The organism is Paenisporosarcina sp. P4_B8, assembly GCF_056402175.1.
On the sequence record NZ_JBFUHX010000007.1, the window covers coordinates 75,823 to 96,866 of the forward strand.

Here is a 21,044-nt window from a genome sequence, read left to right on the forward strand (position 1 = left end):
TGATAATAACGAAGGATTCTTTTTCAGAAAATGGGGTGTTTCAGTGTTGAAGGGCATTAAGTTTAAAAATATATTTTTCATTATGTTAGGTGCAGCAATATTCAGCTTTGGTTTTGTTCATTTTAACATTCAAAACGAGCTTGGTGAGGGTGGATTTAGTGGAATCACCTTAATATTATTTTTTGCATTCAAACTAGATCCAGCTTTAATGAATTTGATACTTAATATTCCCATGTTTATTCTGGGGTGGCGCCTTCTAGGGCAAAAAGTATTTGTATATACAATCATCGGGACTGTCTCCGTATCAATATTTTTGAAGATTTTTCAAATCTATGAAATCAATATACATATACAAGATGATTTGTTCCTTGCTGCCCTTTTCGCAGGAGTTTTTGTTGGCGTGGGCCTTGGTATCATTTTCAGATATGGCGGCACGACAGGAGGCGTGGATATCATTGCCAGACTGGCGCATAAATACTTTGGCTGGAGTATGGGAAAAACGATGTTCATGTTTGATGCAGCGGTCATTCTACTTTCCTGGTTAACATTCTTGGATTCACGTTCCATGATGTATACGTTAGTGGCGGTCTTTATTGGAGCGCGGGTGATTGATTTTGTGCAGGAAGGTGCCTATGCAGCACGTGGTGCATTTATTATTTCGGAATTCCAAAGTGAGATTGCAGATCGAATCGCAAACGATATGGAACGAGGCGTAACCGTATTAAGAGGTTTTGGACATTTTACTAAAGCTGACCGTGAAGTCTTGTATTGTGTGGTAGGTAAGAACGAAATTGTTCGCTTAAAAAGCATCATCACATCCATAGATCCCCATGCCTTTGTTTCAATGACTGAAGTACATGACGTTATGGGCGAAGGATTTACGTTGGATGAACAAAAACGTCCACTGGATTAAGCAAATGATATAAGTTAGTTGGATATAAAAAACTCACGTGGCATGTCAATCATGCACGTGAGTTTTTTTTGATTCTATTCGTCTCGGCTCATGCCTGTATAAATCAACACTAAACGTAACAACTCAAGAACCCCTACTGCAGCTGCAGCAACGTACGTCATGGCAGCGGCATTCAATACTTTACGTGCATGTTTTTCTTCTTCGTTACGGATGACTCCAAGAGTAACGATTTGAGTCATGGCACGGCTTGAAGCATTGAATTCTACTGGCAATGTAACAATTTGGAACAATAACCCCACGGCTAACAAAACAATTCCCAATAACAACATATTGGACATGCTTGCAAAAATCCCGATCATTACGAAAATCCATGATGCATTTGAAGAAAAGTTTGCTACAGGTACTAACATGTGGCGGAATTTCAAAAATGAATAAGCTTCTTTATGCTGAATCGCATGTCCAACTTCATGGGCAGCAATTGCAGTACCAGCGACTGAAGCTTCATGATAATTGTGCGAAGATAATGCGACAATTTTCGTCATAGGATTGTAGTGATCGCTCAAGTAACCGCGACTTTCAACCACTTTAACATCTTGTAAACCGTTTTGATCTAAAATTAAACGTGCTACCTGAGCACCAGTCATCCCCGATGTAGAACGTACTTTTGAGTATTTTTTATACGTACTCTTTACTTTATATTGCGCGTAAATTGGTAACAATAATAATACGGCAAAATATATCAAAAAACCCAAATGTATCATCTCCCTATTTTCTATCTACCACCTATTTTATCTGCCCTGCAATAAATGAGCAACTATTTAGGCTGCTGAAGTGGTGACGATTTAGTGACCTTAATCGCAAGTAATATACAAGCGATTGATAACCAGAATGTAAAATAGCCGATTGCCTGAACATGTTCGCTCAAGCTACGATAGATTGGCATTTGTCCAAAGACATAGTCAATAACATCATTATGTAACGTCCAGATCGATGCTATCAAAATATGTTTCCACGTGAATTTATAGTTAGGTATATATAGTACTGCTTGTACGGCCATCGCAAAATGACTCGCAATCAACATCCATCCGACCGCACCAATTGGACTCCCTTCAAATTGCGTCCAAATGTTCATTACTACTGCCCATAATCCATATTTTACAAGCGTAATCAAAGCGAGAGCTTCAATAAGCTTGAAATTTCGGTTAATCAGCCATCCAAATAGAGCAATTGAGAAAAATAAGCTGGCTGTGGGACTATCGGGCACGAAAATCAAGAAAATCGGATCCGTTATTGCAAGTTGCCACCCATACCAGTAATACCCATAAGCAGTTCCTAAAATATTTACGATGAGCAACAACCACATGAATGATTTATGAAATAATATGAATTTAATTTGAGTAAGTAAAGTATGCACTTCCTACGACTCCTTTATGTACAAAAAAAGAGCCAGTTTCCTGACTCTCTTTTTAAAATCAATTATGGTGTTAACTCATCAATGAATGTAGCTAACTCTTTTAATTCTTCATCAGTACCTTTGAACGAGCCAGCTGGCATTGTACCTTTACCATTTTTCGCGATTTCCATAATTTCTTCAGCCGTTTTATCAGTAGCTGCTAAAGATGGACCGATACCACCTTCAAATGCATTACCGTGACAGCCTATACAAGATGCTTCAGAGTAAATTTTATACCCTTCCGCTTCTGTGTCGAATTGTGCTTCTTCACGAATTTCACCTTGAGCTTTTGCTGCTTCCCAGTCATGGTTGACCACTGATTCCCAAGTAAGGTAAATCATTGATGCCAATGCAAGTAGCATAAATGCCGTTGGTAAAGGTCGTTTAAATGGACGACGTTCTGGACCTTTGTCCAAGAATGGTGCAAGCATTAGTGCACCAAACGCAAGTCCTGGAATAACGATTGCTCCGATAACATTATATGGACCAGAAGCAAATTCATATTTTAACAATTGATATAAGAACAAGAAATACCAGTCCGGTAGTGGAATGTAACCTGTATCTGTTGGATCCGCTTGGCGTTCAAGTGGTGATGGATGTGCAACAGTCAAGATTAAATAACCAATTAAGAAAACGGAACCAACCAACCATTCTTTCAATAAAAAGTTTGGCCAGAAAGCTTCTGTTTTACCCGGATACTCGGAATAGTCTTTTGGAATATTCGGTTTGCGATTAGCAGGTACACGAGAATCCCCGACAAATTTCATCCCTTTTCCGCGATGCATATTGTCCCCTCCTTTTAGAAATCATCAAAGACGCTGTTTTTTTACAACGGTCCTGAAATACCTTGTTTACGAATCATGATAAAGTGTGCTGCAAGCAACCCAAGCAAAGCAGCTGGTAAGAAGAATACATGAATCGCAAAGAATCGTGTTAGCGTTTGTGCACCGAGAATGTGTTCATCGCCGGCTAACAAGGTTTTAATAGCTCCTCCGATAAATGGCACGGATGCAGCAATTTCAATACCTACTTTCGTTGCAAACAACGCTTTCATGTCCCAAGGAAGTAGGTAACCCGTGAATCCTAAACCTAACATGACGCCTAAAATCAATACGCCAACAACCCAGTTAAGTTCACGAGGTTTTTTATAAGAACCTGTAAAGAATACACGTAATGTATGAAGGAAAATCATAACGATTACAAGTGAAGCTCCCCAGTGATGCATACCACGCACAATTTCACCGAATGCTACTTCGTTTTGTAAGTAGTAAACGGATTTCCATGCATTTTCAATATCTGGCGTATAGTACATTGTTAAAAACATACCCGAAAGAATTTGAATCACAGTGACGAAGAACGTTAAGCCCCCGAAACAATAAACGAATGCTGAAAAATGATGTGCAGGGTTAACGTGCTCTGGAACTTCATGATCTGCAATATCACGCCAAATAGGAGTAATATCCAGACGTTCATCCACCCAATCATAAATCTTATTTAGCACTGACGTCGTACCCCCTTACTTTAAACTAATGTATTTGGTCGTGTTTTACCGATTTGTAAAAGACCATCTTTCACACGTACTTCGAACTCATCCAACGGACCTAGAGGTGGTGTTTTTGGTACGTTCTTACCATTCTTCTCATATCGACCACCGTGACATGGACAGAAGAATTGATCCGGGTGATCCGGGCTACCTGCCCAGTTTACCGTACAACCTAAATGTTTACATACTGGAGATAGCGCGATAATTTTGTCGCCCTTTTTGTAAACCCATGCAGTGCTTGTGACTTCAGATGTATACCATGCATCTACTTGTTCAAATGAAAAGTCTACGCGTTCCGGCACATCAGTGATATCAGCCACTTTTTTATCAGTTGGTACAAAGTCTCCGCCTCCAGCTTTTTGCAATACTGGATCGATTGCAAAACGAACCATCGGCATTAACATACCTGCAGCCATAAACCCACCAACACCGGTTAGTGTGTAGTTTAGGAATTGACGTCTTGATACACGATTGTTACTCATCCTTTTCCCCCCTCTAACTTTAAAGGTCAGTCCAACGGACATACTTATACAAAAAATAGTAAAACTAGGACAGTTCTATGATAGCTCAATAAAAAACGGAGGTCAATATTCCATTCGTTGCGAACATCTACTTTGTGAACATTTCTTGAAGCTTATTGAACTGCTTATTCCCAGCGATTTGCAAATACCGGAATTATTTGTCTTAATTGATCTTCCAGAACGGATTGACGCAACTTCTGGTCCATGTGTTCAAGTGGTATAGAAGGCGTATAAATAACGTTTAATTCACTTACTTCATTTCCCCACGTCATATCGCATGAAACAAAAAACAAGTGCTTAAAGCCCGCTTCATTCAACGTTTCCGTCCATTCATTCCCTAATTGTTGCCTATTGGAGCGCTTCGTATACGATACCGGTGGCATTAACACCACTCGTCCTTTAAATTGATTTTCGATAAAAGCGGTAAGAGACATCAAAAATTCAGCGCTTGATGCATTTTGTTTCAGTTGGCTGGCTTGTCCATCGATTAGTAACAAAGGGACTACGGCTGTATCAACAAATTCTTTCTGTTCTAAAAATACATTTATATCTTTTGAGTTCCAGTACATATCTTCATTTCCTCTCAACAAAAAACTTCATCGAATATACGATGAAGTTAAGATTTGGATGATTCTTTCATCCCTTGTAGCAATTTAGACAATTCAAAAAATCGTTCTTTATCATTGGCGTCCAAAGCTTCATCAATTTGTTTCAATATATGTTCTTCTCTAAATGAATTCATGCTAACTTTGAGCACTTCTTCAGCTATAAGACGATCTTTGTCGTTAATATGCAGGTATTTCGGCATAAATGGATTTTCTTCTAAAACCGCCAAATACTCTGAACTTGGTGGTACATTTGGAAAATTCAACTGAATAAACATGTCTTCATTTGGATTTAAACGTAAGTCGTGAAATGATTTCTCGGCATCTGCAGTCATTAAATTTCCTTTGTAAAAGCGAAACGGCACGCCATTCGACTCTGTAACAGACATAACCATCGCTCTTGGGCAGTAATGTGCTTCTTCTACAAAATGTACTTTTTGGAGTAAATCATCATGACTTAACAAATAATTGAGGATCCATACGCATTCTCGTCGTTTCATTTGATATCGTTTCAAAAACCAACGCACAAATTCTTTCTTTTCCATCACAGAAACAGATGCGGTCATACTACTCCTCCTTTCACGACAATGATTCAATCAGGTCTTGCCATCTTTCTTCATGAGGTTGTAAAAGAACTAATTGTCTACCTATTTCTAGGGCTTCATCACGTTTTCCTTCTTCCAACAGAAAATAAACGTATTTTTCCATGAACAACGGGTCTTCCTTATGATCAGTATATGCCAAAGAATAAAAATCGTATGCACGTTCAAAATTTTCTTCTTTCGCATAGGCATCAGCTGCAAATGGGTATAACGCGGACCAATCATCTTGATTATTTGAAATAATCTCAATCAATTCAATGACATCCTGATCGCGTTCTTCTGCGTGTAAATATGACACTAGAGTCAATGTCGCTTCCATATATTCTGGGTCCAGTGCGATTGCCTGACGCAAATGCTGTTCAGCTTCTATCACTTTACCCAGTTTCAAGGCCATTTTGCCGGCAAATAAATACAATTCCTTATCATATTCATCTCGACTTAATCCTTCTAGAATTGCCTGGTATGCTTGTTCATGGTCTTCAAGCATGCTATAGGCTTGCGACAGGAGCAAGTGTGCAGAGAAATAGTCTGGGTCCAATGTCTTTACTTCGTTCAGTTTACGAACCGATAAATCATACTGCCCCGCTTGGAATGCGGCATATGCATAACCAAAAAGTAAATCTGGCGTAACATGGTTTGACAGTGATTCTTCGTAAAAAGGAATGGCATCTTCATATGCCGCTCCAGCACTGTAAACTTCCGCTAAACGTTCGGATAAACGTACCCCGGCAATTTCATCTGTTGTGGTTTTTAAGTTTTCATATAGTCGTGCAGCTTCGAGATACTTTCCTGTTTCAAGTAAAAGTTCCGCTTTGGCAAAAATCAATAAAGGTTCTCCCGGCAATAGTGCGAGTGCTTGGTTGATTTTTTGCTCTGCCGATTCGTAAAACCCTTGCATTTGATAATAATCGGCTAGACTCAGTAATGCTTGTGGATATTCTTCCTCATGCTCTTCAATGCTTGTCAGCAAAAGTAAGGCTTCATCTTCTTCGTCAATTTCCATGAGTATCTGTGCTCTATCAATCTTGATCTGCGCTTCATTTGGAAACAAAAACTGAAGGTGTTCCAGTATTTGTTCACCTTCTTTTAAATATCCAGCTTGAACTAGCATATTTGCAATCTCATATTGAGCATCTGGTTCCCCTGAAAGTTGCAATGTTTCGATTAAAGACTGTACGGTCTGCAAATCGCCCGCTTCAATCGCTTCAATAAATTGTTGACTTATTTCCATCTCCATCACCCGTTCTCTCTCTATTCATACCATATGCTACATCACGATTACCCCATTCACAAGAAAAAACTCCCCGCTAGCGGAGAGTTTCACAAGTTGACACATTTCGCAAATGATCAAAGAAGTTGGGGTACGATACGGAAATGCACGAAGCATGTTCAATTTCGATAGGTCCCGTCGAAATCACGGAAGCGACTGCGCCCATCATTCCGATGCGATGGTCTCCATAAGACTGTAGAACCCCTCCTGTAAGAGTAACAGGACCATTTATGACCATTCCGTCTTCGGTAGCCTCGATATCGGCACCTAATTTCTTTAACTCATCTACAACTGCTGTAATGCGGTCTGTTTCTTTTACTTTTAATTCCTCTGCATCTTTAATCACCGTCGTACCCTGAGCTTGGGTCGCCAGTAATGCAATGATTGGAATTTCATCAATCAAGCGGGGAATTAACTCTCCGCCGATTTCAATGCCTTTGAGCTGTGAAGATTGTATCGACAGACGTCCTATTGGCTCTTCATCCCCGCCGTTTTCCAGTTCAATATCCAACTTGGCTCCCATTTGTTGCAACACATCGAGAATACCGGTACGTGTTGGATTTAAACCGACATGTTCCAAGTTAATGCTGCTGTCTTTGGCAATTGCTCCTGCCACCAAAAAGAAAGCAGCTGAGGAGATATCTCCTGGCACTTCAATATGTGTTGCAGAAAGCTTTTGACCGCCCTGGAGTTGAATTACCCCATCCTGACAAGTGATGTCAGCACCAAATTGGCGCAACATACGCTCGGTATGGTCTCGTGAAACTTCTGATTCCCGTACTGTCGTTACACCATTCGCTTGAAGACCAGCAAGAAGGATGGCTGATTTTACTTGCGCGCTGGCAACAGGCATAGTGTAGTCTATTGCAGTCAAATCAGTGCCTTGTATTGCAAGTGGTGTGAACTGCCCACCACTTCTGCCGGAAATTTGTGCACCCATTTGCCTTAAAGGTTCTATTACACGCTTCATCGGTCTTTTAGCGATTGATTCATCACCTACAAGAACGCTGTGAACGTTGGATCCGGCTAATATTCCAAGCATTAAACGAGTAGTTGTCCCAGAATTTCCTGTGTCCAAAATTTCAGAAGGTTCTTTCCAACTTTCCATACCGTCGCTCGTAATCGTAACCTGATTGCCATTCACTTGAATATCGACACCTAATTTTTGAAAACAGGAAATCGTACTTAAACAATCATCTCCAAGCAAAAAACCATTAACCGTTGTTTTACCTTTTGCCATTGCCCCGAACATGATAGAGCGATGAGAAATTGATTTGTCTCCAGGAACTCTTATTGTTCCACGAAGGGCTACTTGTTCTGCTTGTAATTTTATGGAGTCCTTCAATCCATTCACATCCTTATATTCTTATTGGATAATAATTGCTCAGTTTAAAAAAGCTAATATCCCGCTTATGAAATATACGTTTCATAGATTGTTTCATTTGCAATACAACCGCCCGCTTTATTTCGGTCTTCGATTGTCTGAAAGCTGATGACCAAAATCCCAAAAACATCTTCCCGCGTTTCAACAATTCGCAAGTTTGTAATGCTGATCAGATGTTTTGCCAAAAGGCCTGTTATTTCAGAAATGACACCCGGATAATCAGGAACATCCACATACAGATCAAATACAGAATACATGGCGCCCTGTGAAGTAATCGGCAATTCATCTCTGACGTATTTGGCTCTCGAAAAGTAGTGCTCAATATTTGAAGGTTCCGCTTGCATAAGCAATGTTTTTACTGTGTCCATTTCTTTTTGCCATTTTGTCAATTGATTGACCAATTCGATTCGATTTTGAATGGTTATATCTCTCCACATCACAGGATTCGATGAAGCAATCCGTGTGATATCCCGAAAACCACCTGCTGCCAATTGGCGAGTGAAGGGAAATTCTTCATTCTCACTGGATAGTTGATGAACCAAGGACGCAGCGACCAAATGTGGAAAATGACTGACTACAGCGGTCATATGATCGTGTTCAGACGCAGAGACTCGGAGAATCTTCCCCTTTGTCGGTTGCAACACCTTTTCAAGGGTATGAATTTTTTCTTCATCTTCCTGTTCCAATGGAGTAAGCATGTAGTAGGCATTTTCAAATAAATGAGCCTTCGCTGCTTCAACACCGCTTTTGTGTGAACCGGCCATTGGGTGTCCGCCAATAAATGTAAGGCCAAGTTTTTTAAGTGATTTTGCTTTTTCCATGATGATTTTCTTTGTACTTCCGGTATCTGTAAGAATGACACCATTTTTTAGTTGCCAATGCTGTGCTTCGTTCATTAATTGAAGCGTGGCATTGACTGGAGTCGCAAATACAATGATATCTGCCATTCTGGCAGAATCTTTTATACTGAGTGCCATGTCATGAATGACACCTAATTTTTTGGCTTTACGAACGGTGGGTGAGTCCGAATCAAAGCCAATGACTTTCACTTCAGGATTCTTTTGAATGGCCAATGCCAATGACCCACCAATTAAACCCAGACCTACGATTAAAACATGCGTTGTCATGCAAATACCTCTACTTCTTTTAAAACATCCGTCAACGATTTTAAGAATGCATCATTTTGTTGAGTCGTACCTATTGTGATTCGGATATATCCCGGTGTTCCAAGTGCATTTCCACTACGGATAATAAATCCTTTTTTAAGGAGACCTTCAAATACTGTATCGGCGTCAGCTTTTACTTGAAGAAGTACAAAGTTTCCTTGAGTGGGATACATATGTAGGTCATGTTTTGCGGCATATTCATTAAATTGCTGTTTTCCTAATTCGTTTTTGATAATACATTCCTTAAGAAATGCCGTATCTTGAAGTGCCGTCAATGCAGCGCCTTGACTGATTACTGTATTGTTGAATGGTTCACGGACCGGATCCAGACGAGCAATCAGTTCCTTTTGTGCCACTGCATAACCGACTCGGAAACCTGCAAGTCCATATGCTTTCGAAAACGTTCGCAAAATAATGACATTGCCATGATCTTTTAATAGATCAACGGAGTCTTTGTATGAGGGGTCAGTTACGAATTCGTAATAGGCTTCGTCAACCACTATAAGCACTTCTTCAGGAACTTTTTGAATGAATTGTTCCATCTGCTGATGATTGATTAGCGTACCAGTCGGATTATTTGGAGAACACAACCAAACTATTGCTGTTTTTTCATCGATTTGGCGAGCCATTTCTTCCAGGTCATGAGCTCCGTCTTTCAATTGAACTTCACGAACCTCTGCACCCTCAATCACCGCATTATGTCGATATTGTGGGAAAGTAGGAATTGCCATGACAGTATTAACTCCTGGCTGAAGCAAAGCACGAGAAATCATCATGATAATTTCATCCGATCCATTTCCAAATAACAATTGTTCTTCTGCCACACCTACCGTTTCTGCCAATGCATGACGTAAACCACTTGCGTATCCATCTGGATAAATGGCATGATTTATCGCTTGGTTTTCCAGGAATTCACGGACTTTTGGAGATGTTCCAAAAGGGTTTTCATTCGAAGCGAGCTTCACGATATGATCTAAGCCATAGATCTTTTTCACTTCATCGATTGAACGTCCTGGTTGATATGGTTTCATCCCTGTTAATTGGTTTTTCCACTTCATCGTCATTCGCCTCTACCTTCTTACTTATTGTTTGTTATTAAATCAGGTCGTAATTTAACTGCATCGTTCATGTATACATGATGAATATCGCGTTGCGATTTTTCCGTATTGACGTGCATCAATATACGTATACACAATGGCATTGCGCCTGGTACATCCATTTCATGGGTACACATAACAGGTACGTATGTCCATTCAGGAATACTTCGGACAGCTTTTGCAGGAAATGCAGAAGCTATATCAGTTGTCGTTGAAACCACGACAGATGCAACATCCTCAGGACTGATATGGTTTTCTCTAGCCATTGTCAAAACAAGTTTCTCTGTCTCAATTAAAATATGAGATGTCGAATCTTCTGGAATGGTGGTCGCTCCTCGAATACCACGAATCATTTATGTACCTCCTTACTCCATTTTCGTAATTGTTCATGTGCCCGTACTACTTCTTCAACGGGGACAATTTTCATACATGGTTTTCCGATTTGTTCGAGTAGAACAAAATGAAGATCACCAAAAGAAGCCTTTTTATCACGTTTCATATAAGGAATGAGTTGATCGATTTCCTGCTTTAAAACAGGTTCAAATGAATACCCAAAAGCGTTCAAAGCATTAAAAAGCTTTTTGGCTGTTCCTTCTTTGAGCGACAGTAGTTTTTCACTTAACTGAAGTGAAATCACAAGTCCAATTGCAACGGATTCCCCGTGTGTTATATTTCCGTATCCAACTGACGCTTCAATTGCGTGTCCATAAGTATGTCCTAAATTCAGATATTTCCTTACGGATTGCTCAAACTCATCTGCTTTCACTATACCAGCCTTTACTTGAATGCCTTTAACCAAAAAAGATAACTTCTGTTCTTCTGATATATTTTCAAGAGATTGATAAGAAAGCAAATCTTCCAACCAATTCTTATCCGAGATTAGAGCATGTTTTATAACTTCAGCCATCCCTGATAATACTTGTTGAGTAGGCAAAGTGGCTAATGTCGAAATATCAAAAATGACTGCTTCAGGCTGATAAAACGAGCCGATCATATTTTTCCCTTGCGGATGATTGACTGCCGTTTTCCCTCCAACTGCACTATCATGAGCTAAAATAGTTGTCGGTAATTGTATAAAAGGAATCCCTCTCATGAATGTAGAGGCAACAAAACCTACTACATCACCGCATGCTCCACCGCCAAAAGCGAAAAGAATTGATTTTCTGGTACACCCTTTTTCGAGCAAAAACGACTGACAAGCCATAAAGGTCTCCATAGATTTACTGGATTCCCCTGCAGGCAACCGACATATATGAACGGATGTATCCAAAAACGATTTGAGAGGTTTCAGCAATTTGTCCAAATGCAGATTGGCAACTGCTTCGTCGACAAAGATTACAACATGATCTGCATGATTAATTTGCTTTTCATATAAAGCCAATGCAGGCTCGTATATGAATGAACCTACATGAACTTTGTATGATTTGCTTTCCGTGTCGATTGAAATAGTATGCATTCCTTAGAACTCCTTTGTATAGGCACGGTGCTGGTTGATTGAATTGAGAAGTTGTGGCATTTGATCACTATGGAATTGTTCCAAAATGGCATTGGCAATTTCCCACGCAACGACATGCTCTGCAACAACAGAAGCTGCAGGTACAGCACAACTATCTGAACGTTCTATACTAGCTTTAAATGGTTCTTTCGTAGATATATCGACACTTTGAAGAGGTTTATATAGAGTTGGAATGGGTTTCATTACACCTCGGACGACAATTGGCATTCCAGTGGACATGCCACCTTCTAGTCCTCCTAGTCGATTTGTTGTTCTGGTATATCCTTGTTCCTCATTCCAAACAATTTCGTCATGCACTTGACTGCCTGGTTTACGAGCCATTTCAAATCCTAATCCAACTTCAACACCTTTGAATGCATTAATGCTCATTACTGCCATTGCAAGTTTGGCATCGAGTTTACGGTCATAGTGAACATAGCTTCCTATTCCAGCTGGCATACCCTCCACAATTACTTCCACAACTCCACCGATAGAATCGCCGTTTTCTTTTGCTTCATCAATTGCTTTGACCATTAATTCTGAGGCCTGTGGGTCCAAGCAATAAACAGGATCCGCTTCAATGATTTCACGAATTTGCTTTACATCTAGACCTTCCCAAGCTGATGGATCTGCTTTGATGCCACCGATTTCGGTCACGTGCGAAACAATGTTGATCCCCAATTCCGAAAGTAACTGTTTTGCCACTGCACCAACAGCAACACGAACAGTCGTTTCTCGCGCGGAAGAACGTTCCAAAACGTTTCTTAAATCTGAATGACCATATTTCATGCCGCCGACTAAATCCGCATGCCCTGGTCGAGGACGCGTAATTTGTCGTTTGATATCTTCTGGGTTCAATCCTTCTTCCAATGGTTCAATTCCCATGACATGTGTCCAGTGCTTCCAATCGTCGTTTGTAACCACCAGCGCAACTGGTGAACCTAATGTCTTGCCGTGACGCACACCTGAAGTTATATCAACCGTATCGGTTTCAATTTGCATACGTCTGCCACGTCCATGACCACCTTGCCTTCTTTTTAAATCCTTATTGATCATTTCTGCTGTAATGGTTAATTGTGCGGGTAATCCTTCTATAATGGCGGTCAATTGTGGACCGTGAGATTCTCCAGCTGTTAAATAACGCATAACACTTTCCCCCTTCAACTCGCTAAAGTATTTTAAGTAACACTATAACACAAACCGATTTCATTTTCATCGTTCTTGAAAATATTAAAAAAAAGTCCGAAAATTCCTTCGGACGATTTTACTTACTATTTTCCATTATAGGCTATTTTAAACTTAACTGTTGTATATAGTCCATTTTCAATCGTTACCTTCACGCTCTTGTGGCTTGGAGGCTTGCCAGCTCACCCACGGAAAGGGAGCCGATTCCCTCTCTCGTTTATAGATCACCTTAAATTTATCGCACATTTCAAGAATGATCCTACAAGTATGAAAACAACTAGTTATGTATGCAAATATTGTTATCGTTCCATTATATCGCAAAGCTATATTTGCTTAAAATAAAAAGCAGTCAAATGAAAAATCATTTGACTGCTAAGTTAATTAGTTTACCCAGTTGTTAGCGTCTTTTGAATAAGAAACTAGTTCTTCTTCTTTGAAGAATAAACCGATTTCACGAACAGCGCTATCTGCAGAGTCAGAACCGTGAATGATGTTTTTGCCAACAGTTACTGCAAAATCGCCACGGATTGTTCCTGGAGCAGATTCTTTAGGGTTAGTAGCACCCACTAATAAACGAGAAGTAGCGATTACATTTTCGCCTTCCCAAACCATTGCGAAAACTGGTCCAGAAGTAATGAAGTCTACCAATTCACCGAAGAACGGACGCTCTTTGTGCTCGCCGTAGTGTTCGCCAGCAAGTTCAGGTGTGATTTGCATTAATTTTGCTCCAACTAATTGGAAGCCTTTGTTTTCGAAACGACCAACGATTTCACCAATTAGGTTACGTTGTACGCCATCAGGTTTTACCATTAAGAAAGTTCTTTCCATAATTAACACTCCTTCAATTGTATGTTAGAGATTTATCCCCAAAATAGTTATGGATACTTTATCCACCGTAAAAAATATTACCATTGTCTCTTCGTTTGTTCAACATATTAAAATTTACGTTTGCCCATATATAGTGCAATATCTCGTAATGATTTTTTTGCACGCGACGCTGGAAGTGCATCGATTTCTTTTAAAGCTTTCTGCAAATACTGGTTGCTGATTGCTTTGGACTTCTCAATTGCATCCGATTCCCGAATCTTTTTAACGAGTGCTAAACGCTCTGTTTCAGTCATATTTCCTGATAGAGCATGTTCAAGATCTGGTCTGAATTCCGGCAAATCTTTCAAGAACAAAATCGGTAAAGTTATATTACCTTGTATCAAATCAGATCCGGCAGGTTTGCCTAATTCTTTATCAGTAGACGTAATATCCAAAATATCATCAATTATTTGGAATGACATGCCGACATAATATCCAAACCGTTTCAGATGATTGACGGTTTTTTCATCGGCTCCCGAGACAACTGCGCCGAGCTGACAGCTTGAGGAAATCAACAACGCTGTTTTTCTTTTAATCCGTCTAAAATAATCCTGAAGACGTTGATCCAATTTGAATTTGTCTTCAATTTGAATGATTTCTCCTAGGCATATTTCAACCATTGTATAAGATAGGATTTGATGCGCTTTTGGATTCTGGATGTTCGTTATGTATTCAAGAGCACGGGCAAAAATAAAATCGCCGGTATACATGGCGACTCGATTATTCCACTGTGCTTTTACCGTTAATTGTCCACGTCTCATTTCGGAATCATCTATTACATCATCATGTACTAATGAGGCCATATGAATAAGCTCCAATGGTACGGCGACATGTTTAATTTGGTCAATTTGATAATTTCCAAACTTAGCTGCCAACAAAACAAAAACGGGCCGAATTCGCTTTCCGCCCGCATGCAATAAATGAAGAGAAGCTTCATTGAGTAAGTCTGAAGACGAATTCACCGCTATTTCCAATTCTTTTTCGATGAGATCTAAATCTGAACGCATATCAGAATAGAGCATCTTCAACTTCATCTTTTCCACAACAATTAACCTTCTCCCGCTATTTAAACTTTTTTAATGCCAATATGTCTCGCAGCTGCTCCGCCGCTATATGGCTTGTATTCAACTTGTTTGAATCCAGCATGTTCAAGCATTTTTGCAAGTGCCTTCATTCCTGGGAAATCTTTTGCCGATTCTTGTAACCAAGAATACTCTTTGTAGCTTTTGGCGAAAAACTTACCAAAGACAGGCATCACATATTTGAAATAAAAGCGAAACAGTTGTTTATAAACTGGCAACTCCGACTGCGAAGTTTCAAGACATACAAACATACCACCCGGTTTCAGGACGCGATGCATTTCTTTTAAAACCTGCATATAATCCGGTACATTTCGCAAACCAAATCCAATCGTAACATAGTCAAAAGTATGATCCGGATAAGGTAAATCCATCGCATTGCCATGAACAAGCTCAATCTGAGGATAATCTTTCACTTTTTCCATACCGACATTCAACATATTTTGACTGAAATCCAGTCCTATCGCCTTTCCAGAGGACCCTACAGCTTGACCCATTGAAATCGTCCAATCGGCTGTACCGCAGCAAACATCCAATGTGGTGCTTCCTGGTTCAACTTTCATTCGCGACATCGTATCTTCACGCCATTTTATATGTTGTTGAAAACTGATGACTGAATTCATCTTATCGTAATTCCCTGAAATTTTTTCAAATACTTCATGGACACGTTGCTCTTTTGTTTTGGTCATGCCTAGGTCACCTTTCTCTCATGACTGACACTTGTTCATTCAATCGGAGTTTGTACAAATCTAATAAGTATTTTCGGACAGGATGGCTTAATAGATGAGATTGTGAAATGTCTTCCATCATTTTGATTTTTTGATTTGAAAGTTCATGGTTCAGTAAGACGAGCCAGGAGTGTGAAAAATCAAATTCATCTTCGCTATCTGCTAACGACTCTTGAAAACGAGAACTTTTCCCTTGATTCACAAGATCCAACTCGTATTCTAATCGATAGATCATTAAGCCTCGACGAACAAATGATTGATATCCCACGTACTCAAAGTGTTCATGAAATTGGACAATAGATAAACTTTCAATGGTCTGAATGGTTTCCATCCATTGATCAAATGATTGCTTTACGTTGTCATAGACAGATGCCTTTTTCTCACTGATATCGATAATGCCATTGGATAATGAACGTATCAAATCGATATTGGAGAGTTTGGCTAACATTTGGTAATAGAGACCGCTATAGTAATCTCCGGCCAGCACAGTTAATTGCTGACTTTTGGACGAAGCATTTAATTCTTTAATCTGATCATGTGCCGCTAATGCACTATAAATGACTGCAACCGAAATAGCTGATTGTTCCTGCTCATCATTCCAATGCTCTCCATTCAAATATGGCAGAAGCAAAAAAAATAATCGGTCTTCGCGAAGATCCGGTTCGCCCGTATGGATACGAAGAGTCCGATGACGGACAGACATCAATATTTTCGACTTAAATTGTTCGATTGTTTGTTGAATGAATTGTTCGTTCATCGTACGTGCTCCATTTCGCTATATTGCCGGTGTCGTATTTTGTCATTATAGCACAGCAACGCTAGTCCTTCACGTAGACTGAACCTATTTTTTCGTTTCACTGTGAATCGTGCCATGAGTTGTTCGAATTTCTGCTTTCCCACGGATTTTCATTGCTGAAGTATGTTCAGTAAATTGTGCAATCATAACTTCACCACGATCCAGTTTTTCAGAGTGATGAAATTTTGTGTCTGTGCCTCTAGTAAGTCCAATTACGTGAACACCATCTTCCTCTGCGCGGATTACGATATATTCCGTTTGTGCCATTCAGCATCCTCCTCCATGAACTTTATTGTCTATTTATCATAGCATAACCTAACTTTGTAAGTTTACTTGCTTAATTCATTTGAATGAACGATAAAATCTCACTACGTTTAATATCGTCTTCTTCGTAGACCCCACGTGCAACTGCCGTTACGGTTTTAGCTCCAGGTTTTTTTATACCTCGCATAGTCATGCACATATGTTCAGCCTCGATCACTACATATACACCATAAGGATTTAGCATCTCCATAATCGAATCTGCAATCGTAGACGTAATACGTTCTTGTAATTGCGGACGTCTCGCTGTTGTCTCTACTGCTCTCGCCAATTTGCTTAAGCCTGTAACGACTCCATCTCTCGGAATATAGGCGATATGCGCTTTTCCGTAAAAAGGAACTAAGTGATGTTCACACATCGAATGAAACGGAATGTCTTTTACTAAAACCAGCTCTTCATGGTCTTCATGGAAAACGGTTTTAAAGTATTCTTTAGGGTCTTCCTGCAGCCCTGAAAACATTTCAGCATACATCTTTGCCACACGTTTTGGCGTTTCAAGTAGTCCTTCACGTTCTGGGTCTTCGCCTACTGCTTCCAGAATCATTTTCACTGCTTCTTCTATTTTTTGTAAATTCACTTTTGACATGATGGACGCCTCCTGAAATAATCACAACGCAAGCCAGATTGTTTTATGAGTTACTGCACTTTACTAATGCAGACGACACAAATCGAGCTTTAATCCTCAAAGAATAAAATGAAATTGAGGGATTTGTAATGAATATAAATAATTCTACTGAATCGTAGCATACCATCAAATGTTACGCAAAAACGCTTCATTCGTCTAGATTCTTTTTTAAAAAGAGAAAAGCTCTTATCTGGTGCGACACTGTAAACTAAAAAAAGCTTCCAAAATAAAAGGTGCTAGCGAAAATATATGTTAATTAAAAGTATCGTTTAACTAAACCAAATAAAAAAAGAACGACTTCTGTGAGAATTCACAAAAGCCGTTCTTATGTAGGTTCAGACACGTATTATTTTACCGCGTCCTTAAGCGCTTTACCTGGTTTGAAAGCAGGTACTTTGCTTGCAGCGATTTCGATTTCTTTACCTGTTTGTGGGTTACGACCCTTACGAGCAGCACGTTCACGAACTTCAAAGTTACCAAAACCAATTAGCTGGATTTTTTCACCCTTTGCAAGAGCATCTTGAATTGTATCAAATAACGCATCAACTGCTTTAGAAGCATCTTTTTTCGAAAGATCTGCAGCTTCAGCTACAGAGTTCACTAATTCTGTTTTATTCACACCATTCACCTCCTCTCAAAGGGGATGGAACCTCAATCATGTAAAAAGAGTATCATAACCAAAAAGCCTACGCAACAATATTTCCACCACAATTTCCAACTTCATGCAGAAAATGCCCTCACAACAAAAAAGAACGGGACTTTTCGCATAGTAAAATGCGATGCCCCGTTCTTTTTTATAAAATAAAGGTGACGCTTCCGCGATCGCCTTCGTTTACCATTCGTTCAATCGTCTCACGCATGCGTCTCTTCGCATGAGTTGGAACAGCTTCTGTTTTGAATTTCATGCTTTCCTTCAGCATTTCGTGAAGTGGTGTACCGAATAAAGATGTTTGCCATAAGGCATCACGGTTGTGCAGGTAGGCTTCTTTTAAATCTTTTAATAACTGTTGACTATGGAATTCCGAGCCAATCAATGGTGAGAACTCTGCATCCATATCTACACGGATAATGTGTAGTGAAGGTGCTTTTGCTTTCATCCGGACACCAAAGAAATTATTTTCTTTAATTAACTCTGGTGCTGAAGGCGTGAAATCTTCCATTGTCGGTAGAGTCACACCATAACCACTTTCTTTTGCCATTTCAATGGCTTCGTGGAACCTTAAATATGATTTTTTTGCATATGATGCTTCTTTTACGTATAAAAGCCAATCTTTTTTCGAGACAATCGGCTCTTCCAGGAAGTCCTGATATACCGATTGAAACGCATCATCTGTTAAATCGATTTGAATGGATGCTTTTCCTTTACCTGCATTCACTTCAATGACTTCAGCGTTTGCAACGTGAGGTTCTTCAGATAAAAATGTAGCCAGATCTTTCACATCTCTGATTTTAGCAACTTGTTGAGACCAAGAATCCAAAGAATTTTGAATCGATTGTTTAAGTGGATGATCATTTTCCAATACATCCATCCATTCCGGTTTCAACAGTTCAAATGTTGTCACTGGAAACTCATACAGCGCTTCTTTCAATACCCATTGAATCTCTTGGACTGTCATTTGATCCACAGCCGTCGCAATGACCGGCACGTTGTATTTGTCACATAATTCCTGGCGCAATGCATGAGTTTGATCATGAGCCGGGAATCGGGTATTCAGAACAACTACAAAAGGTTTTCCAATCTCTTTTAACTGACCGATAATTTCTTCTTCAACACCCTCGACTGCTGCTCTCGGAATGTCGTTAACCGAACCGTCTGTTGTCATTACAATCCCAATTGTAGAATGGTCACGGATAACTTTATCTGTGCCGATTCTTGCAGCTTCCTGGAACGGGATTGGTTCATGATGCCATGGGGTGTGAACGTACTTCGGACCGTTCTCATCTTCATGGCCTTTTACACCCTCAATAATATATCCTACACAATCCGCCAGGCGAATATGGAATCGGAATGCGTCGTCACCCACTTGAATGCTAGTACCATGAGCTGGCACAAATTTCGGTTCAGCTGTCATAATTACTGCACCAGGAGAGCTCTGAGGTAGTTCATCTTGTGCACGAATTCGGTCCACTTCATCCGTCATATTCGGAATTACTAAACTTTCCATTACCCGCTTTACAAAAGTAGATTTTCCTACTCGTACCGGTCCAACAACACCAATGTATACATCTCCATTTGTCCGTTCGGCTATTTGTTGATAAAGCTCTTCAGCCATATCGTTGCCCCCTTTCCTACGCACTTTATCGTATGCACAAAAAAAACGTTTCATGCATATGCACGAAACGTTTCTCTTTATTTCTTTAAATTCTAGTTCAATAAGGAGCATAGAAACAAGCGGACGAAGAGATCTAATCGCTATTTTTTGCAGACTTATTTAACTTCCTTTTGTAGAAATTCTGGTTCATTCTTTTCATTGACAGTGTATGGTAGTGAGTAAGCTGGCAAAACAGGGAATTTGTCTACCAAGAGATAACGAATATCTTCACCAGGTTTGACATCTGGTTTATCTTCTTGGAGGATGCGATTTAACTCAATCGAGTAATCGATATAAATAGACCCATCTCCCGTTGCAACTAATGGGAGATTTACGTTTGAATATGGACTGGGTACCGTTTGTTCCTCTTTGTAACCCATGATTTTGTAATCCAGTTTATATACATTTTCCGCGACTTGTTCCGCTATAGGCCCATACCCATTTGCGCCAAGTTTAATATTTAATTCTCTTATTTTTTCAGCAGAACGTAAATCAACCAATTTGACCGTTGGATTTTCTTCGACATCCATAATGACATATTGAAACAAACCACCATTTTCGTACGCATTTGGCGGAACTTCACTTAAATAAGCCGGAACAATCTTTTCGAAATCAATCGGATATTTAATGTATTGATCAACATCTTGATCCCTTGTTTTAATAGGCAATAAACCACCTGTAGTCTCTTGGAATTGTTCTACAGCGGCTTGTACTGAAGCCAATTGTTCTTCATTGGGTCTTTGATTTTCTACCCGTTCCGATTCGGGATACATACATCCCGACAACAATATTGCAATGAGGATTAATAGACTTAATTGTGATATTTTCTTCATGATTTTCTTACGAACCCCCTGTTGGACCGCTAAATACTATATATATCATACATAAGAATCCAATGATTAGAAGTACATATGAAACAAGTGCTAATAGAAATTTAATAACACGATTATTGATTTTATTTCGACTGACATAAATTAAGACCATAGAAATCATCATGAAGCCCATTGCAGCAAACGAAATCCACATTTTGTCTAGTGATGACATAAAATTAACCACCTTTCACTATCTCTCAACGAATAAGT

General features: G+C 39.6%; 25 protein-coding genes. 1 reads left to right on the forward strand and 24 read right to left on the reverse strand.

The genetic code is table 11. The annotated features are described in order from the left end of the window. Positions 1–43: 43 nt before the first annotated feature. Positions 44–913, forward strand: a complete 870-nt coding sequence (locus AC1DSK_RS08625) for a YitT family protein (protein ID WP_477548020.1) — start codon at positions 44–46, stop codon at positions 911–913. 74 nt (positions 914–987) lie between these two features. On the opposite strand, the gene AC1DSK_RS08630 is transcribed toward AC1DSK_RS08625, so the two are convergent. The 24 genes from AC1DSK_RS08630 to AC1DSK_RS08745 form a co-directional block, all read right to left on the reverse strand. Continuing rightward, the gene (locus AC1DSK_RS08630) at positions 988–1,674 is read right to left on the reverse strand and encodes a zinc metallopeptidase (RefSeq protein WP_036659379.1); all 687 of its coding nucleotides are present in this window, start codon (positions 1,672–1,674) and stop codon (positions 988–990) included. A gap of 53 nt (positions 1,675–1,727) precedes the next feature. Further along, positions 1,728–2,327: a lipoprotein heptaprenylglyceryl N-acetyltransferase LhaT gene (lhaT, locus tag AC1DSK_RS08635; protein WP_477547950.1), complete on the reverse strand. Its 600-nt coding sequence runs from the start codon at positions 2,325–2,327 to the stop codon at positions 1,728–1,730. Between the two features lie 62 nt (positions 2,328–2,389). Further along, positions 2,390–3,151, reverse strand: coding sequence for a c-type cytochrome (locus AC1DSK_RS08640; protein WP_477598178.1), 762 nt, complete (start codon positions 3,149–3,151; stop codon positions 2,390–2,392). A gap of 41 nt (positions 3,152–3,192) precedes the next feature. After that, positions 3,193–3,867 (reverse strand): menaquinol-cytochrome c reductase cytochrome b subunit, encoded by a 675-nt coding sequence (qcrB, locus tag AC1DSK_RS08645; protein ID WP_016427404.1) that lies wholly within the window; start codon positions 3,865–3,867, stop codon positions 3,193–3,195. A gap of 20 nt (positions 3,868–3,887) precedes the next feature. Then, a complete protein-coding gene (locus tag AC1DSK_RS08650) occupies positions 3,888–4,391 on the reverse strand; it encodes a QcrA and Rieske domain-containing protein (protein WP_016427405.1) in 504 nt (167 codons plus the stop codon). Positions 4,392–4,555: 164 nt separating this feature from the next. Beyond that, positions 4,556–4,999 carry a YpiF family protein gene (locus AC1DSK_RS08655; protein WP_477547952.1) on the reverse strand — a complete coding sequence of 148 codons (444 nt, stop codon included), beginning with the start codon at positions 4,997–4,999 and terminating at the stop codon, positions 4,556–4,558. Positions 5,000–5,046: 47 nt separating this feature from the next. Beyond that, the gene (locus tag AC1DSK_RS08660; RefSeq protein ID WP_016427407.1) at positions 5,047–5,601 is read right to left on the reverse strand and encodes a ReoY family proteolytic degradation factor; all 555 of its coding nucleotides are present in this window, start codon (positions 5,599–5,601) and stop codon (positions 5,047–5,049) included. A 13-nt stretch (positions 5,602–5,614) separates the two neighbouring features. Further along, positions 5,615–6,874: a tetratricopeptide repeat protein gene (locus tag AC1DSK_RS08665; RefSeq protein WP_477547953.1), complete on the reverse strand. Its 1,260-nt coding sequence runs from the start codon at positions 6,872–6,874 to the stop codon at positions 5,615–5,617. Positions 6,875–6,944: 70 nt separating this feature from the next. Next, positions 6,945–8,252 (reverse strand): 3-phosphoshikimate 1-carboxyvinyltransferase, encoded by a 1,308-nt coding sequence (gene aroA / locus AC1DSK_RS08670; protein ID WP_477547954.1) that lies wholly within the window; start codon positions 8,250–8,252, stop codon positions 6,945–6,947. Positions 8,253–8,317: 65 nt separating this feature from the next. Beyond that, positions 8,318–9,418: a prephenate dehydrogenase gene (locus AC1DSK_RS08675; protein ID WP_477547955.1), complete on the reverse strand. Its 1,101-nt coding sequence runs from the start codon at positions 9,416–9,418 to the stop codon at positions 8,318–8,320. Next, positions 9,415–10,515 (reverse strand): histidinol-phosphate transaminase, encoded by a 1,101-nt coding sequence (hisC, locus tag AC1DSK_RS08680; RefSeq protein WP_477547956.1) that lies wholly within the window; start codon positions 10,513–10,515, stop codon positions 9,415–9,417. Before hisC ends, AC1DSK_RS08675 begins: the two co-directional genes overlap by 4 nt. Before the next feature lie 20 nt (positions 10,516–10,535). Beyond that, the gene (gene aroH / locus AC1DSK_RS08685) at positions 10,536–10,907 is read right to left on the reverse strand and encodes a chorismate mutase (RefSeq protein WP_477547957.1); all 372 of its coding nucleotides are present in this window, start codon (positions 10,905–10,907) and stop codon (positions 10,536–10,538) included. Further along, complete coding sequence (gene aroB, locus AC1DSK_RS08690; protein WP_477547958.1) at positions 10,904–12,010, reverse strand: 3-dehydroquinate synthase; 1,107 nt, start codon at positions 12,008–12,010, stop codon at positions 10,904–10,906. The genes aroH and aroB overlap by 4 nt, the downstream gene beginning before the upstream one ends. 3 nt (positions 12,011–12,013) lie before the next feature. Next, positions 12,014–13,195: a chorismate synthase gene (gene aroC, locus AC1DSK_RS08695; protein ID WP_016427414.1), complete on the reverse strand. Its 1,182-nt coding sequence runs from the start codon at positions 13,193–13,195 to the stop codon at positions 12,014–12,016. Between the two features lie 420 nt (positions 13,196–13,615). Further along, positions 13,616–14,062, reverse strand: coding sequence for a nucleoside-diphosphate kinase (gene ndk, locus AC1DSK_RS08700; protein WP_016427415.1), 447 nt, complete (start codon positions 14,060–14,062; stop codon positions 13,616–13,618). A 107-nt stretch (positions 14,063–14,169) separates the two neighbouring features. Then, positions 14,170–15,144, reverse strand: a complete 975-nt coding sequence (hepT, locus tag AC1DSK_RS08705) for a heptaprenyl diphosphate synthase component II (protein WP_477547959.1) — start codon at positions 15,142–15,144, stop codon at positions 14,170–14,172. A gap of 23 nt (positions 15,145–15,167) precedes the next feature. Continuing rightward, positions 15,168–15,869: a demethylmenaquinone methyltransferase gene (locus tag AC1DSK_RS08710; RefSeq protein WP_016427417.1), complete on the reverse strand. Its 702-nt coding sequence runs from the start codon at positions 15,867–15,869 to the stop codon at positions 15,168–15,170. A 7-nt stretch (positions 15,870–15,876) separates the two neighbouring features. After that, on the reverse strand, positions 15,877–16,665 hold the full coding sequence (locus AC1DSK_RS08715) for a heptaprenyl diphosphate synthase component 1 (RefSeq protein WP_477547960.1): 789 nt from the start codon (positions 16,663–16,665) through the stop codon (positions 15,877–15,879). A gap of 84 nt (positions 16,666–16,749) precedes the next feature. Beyond that, positions 16,750–16,971, reverse strand: coding sequence for a trp RNA-binding attenuation protein MtrB (gene mtrB, locus AC1DSK_RS08720; RefSeq protein WP_016427419.1), 222 nt, complete (start codon positions 16,969–16,971; stop codon positions 16,750–16,752). A 70-nt stretch (positions 16,972–17,041) separates the two neighbouring features. Continuing rightward, positions 17,042–17,611 (reverse strand): GTP cyclohydrolase I FolE, encoded by a 570-nt coding sequence (gene folE / locus AC1DSK_RS08725; protein ID WP_016427420.1) that lies wholly within the window; start codon positions 17,609–17,611, stop codon positions 17,042–17,044. Between the two features lie 385 nt (positions 17,612–17,996). Further along, positions 17,997–18,269 carry an HU family DNA-binding protein gene (locus tag AC1DSK_RS08730; protein ID WP_016427421.1) on the reverse strand — a complete coding sequence of 91 codons (273 nt, stop codon included), beginning with the start codon at positions 18,267–18,269 and terminating at the stop codon, positions 17,997–17,999. Positions 18,270–18,444: 175 nt separating this feature from the next. Beyond that, entirely contained in the window at positions 18,445–19,923 is a 1,479-nt protein-coding gene (spoIVA, locus tag AC1DSK_RS08735) for a stage IV sporulation protein A (protein WP_477547961.1), read from the reverse strand. 155 nt (positions 19,924–20,078) lie between these two features. Further along, positions 20,079–20,795, reverse strand: coding sequence for a hypothetical protein (locus AC1DSK_RS08740; RefSeq protein ID WP_477547962.1), 717 nt, complete (start codon positions 20,793–20,795; stop codon positions 20,079–20,081). A gap of 7 nt (positions 20,796–20,802) precedes the next feature. Continuing rightward, positions 20,803–21,006, reverse strand: coding sequence for a DUF2768 domain-containing protein (locus AC1DSK_RS08745; protein ID WP_477547963.1), 204 nt, complete (start codon positions 21,004–21,006; stop codon positions 20,803–20,805). Between the last annotated feature and the right edge of the window lie 38 nt (positions 21,007–21,044).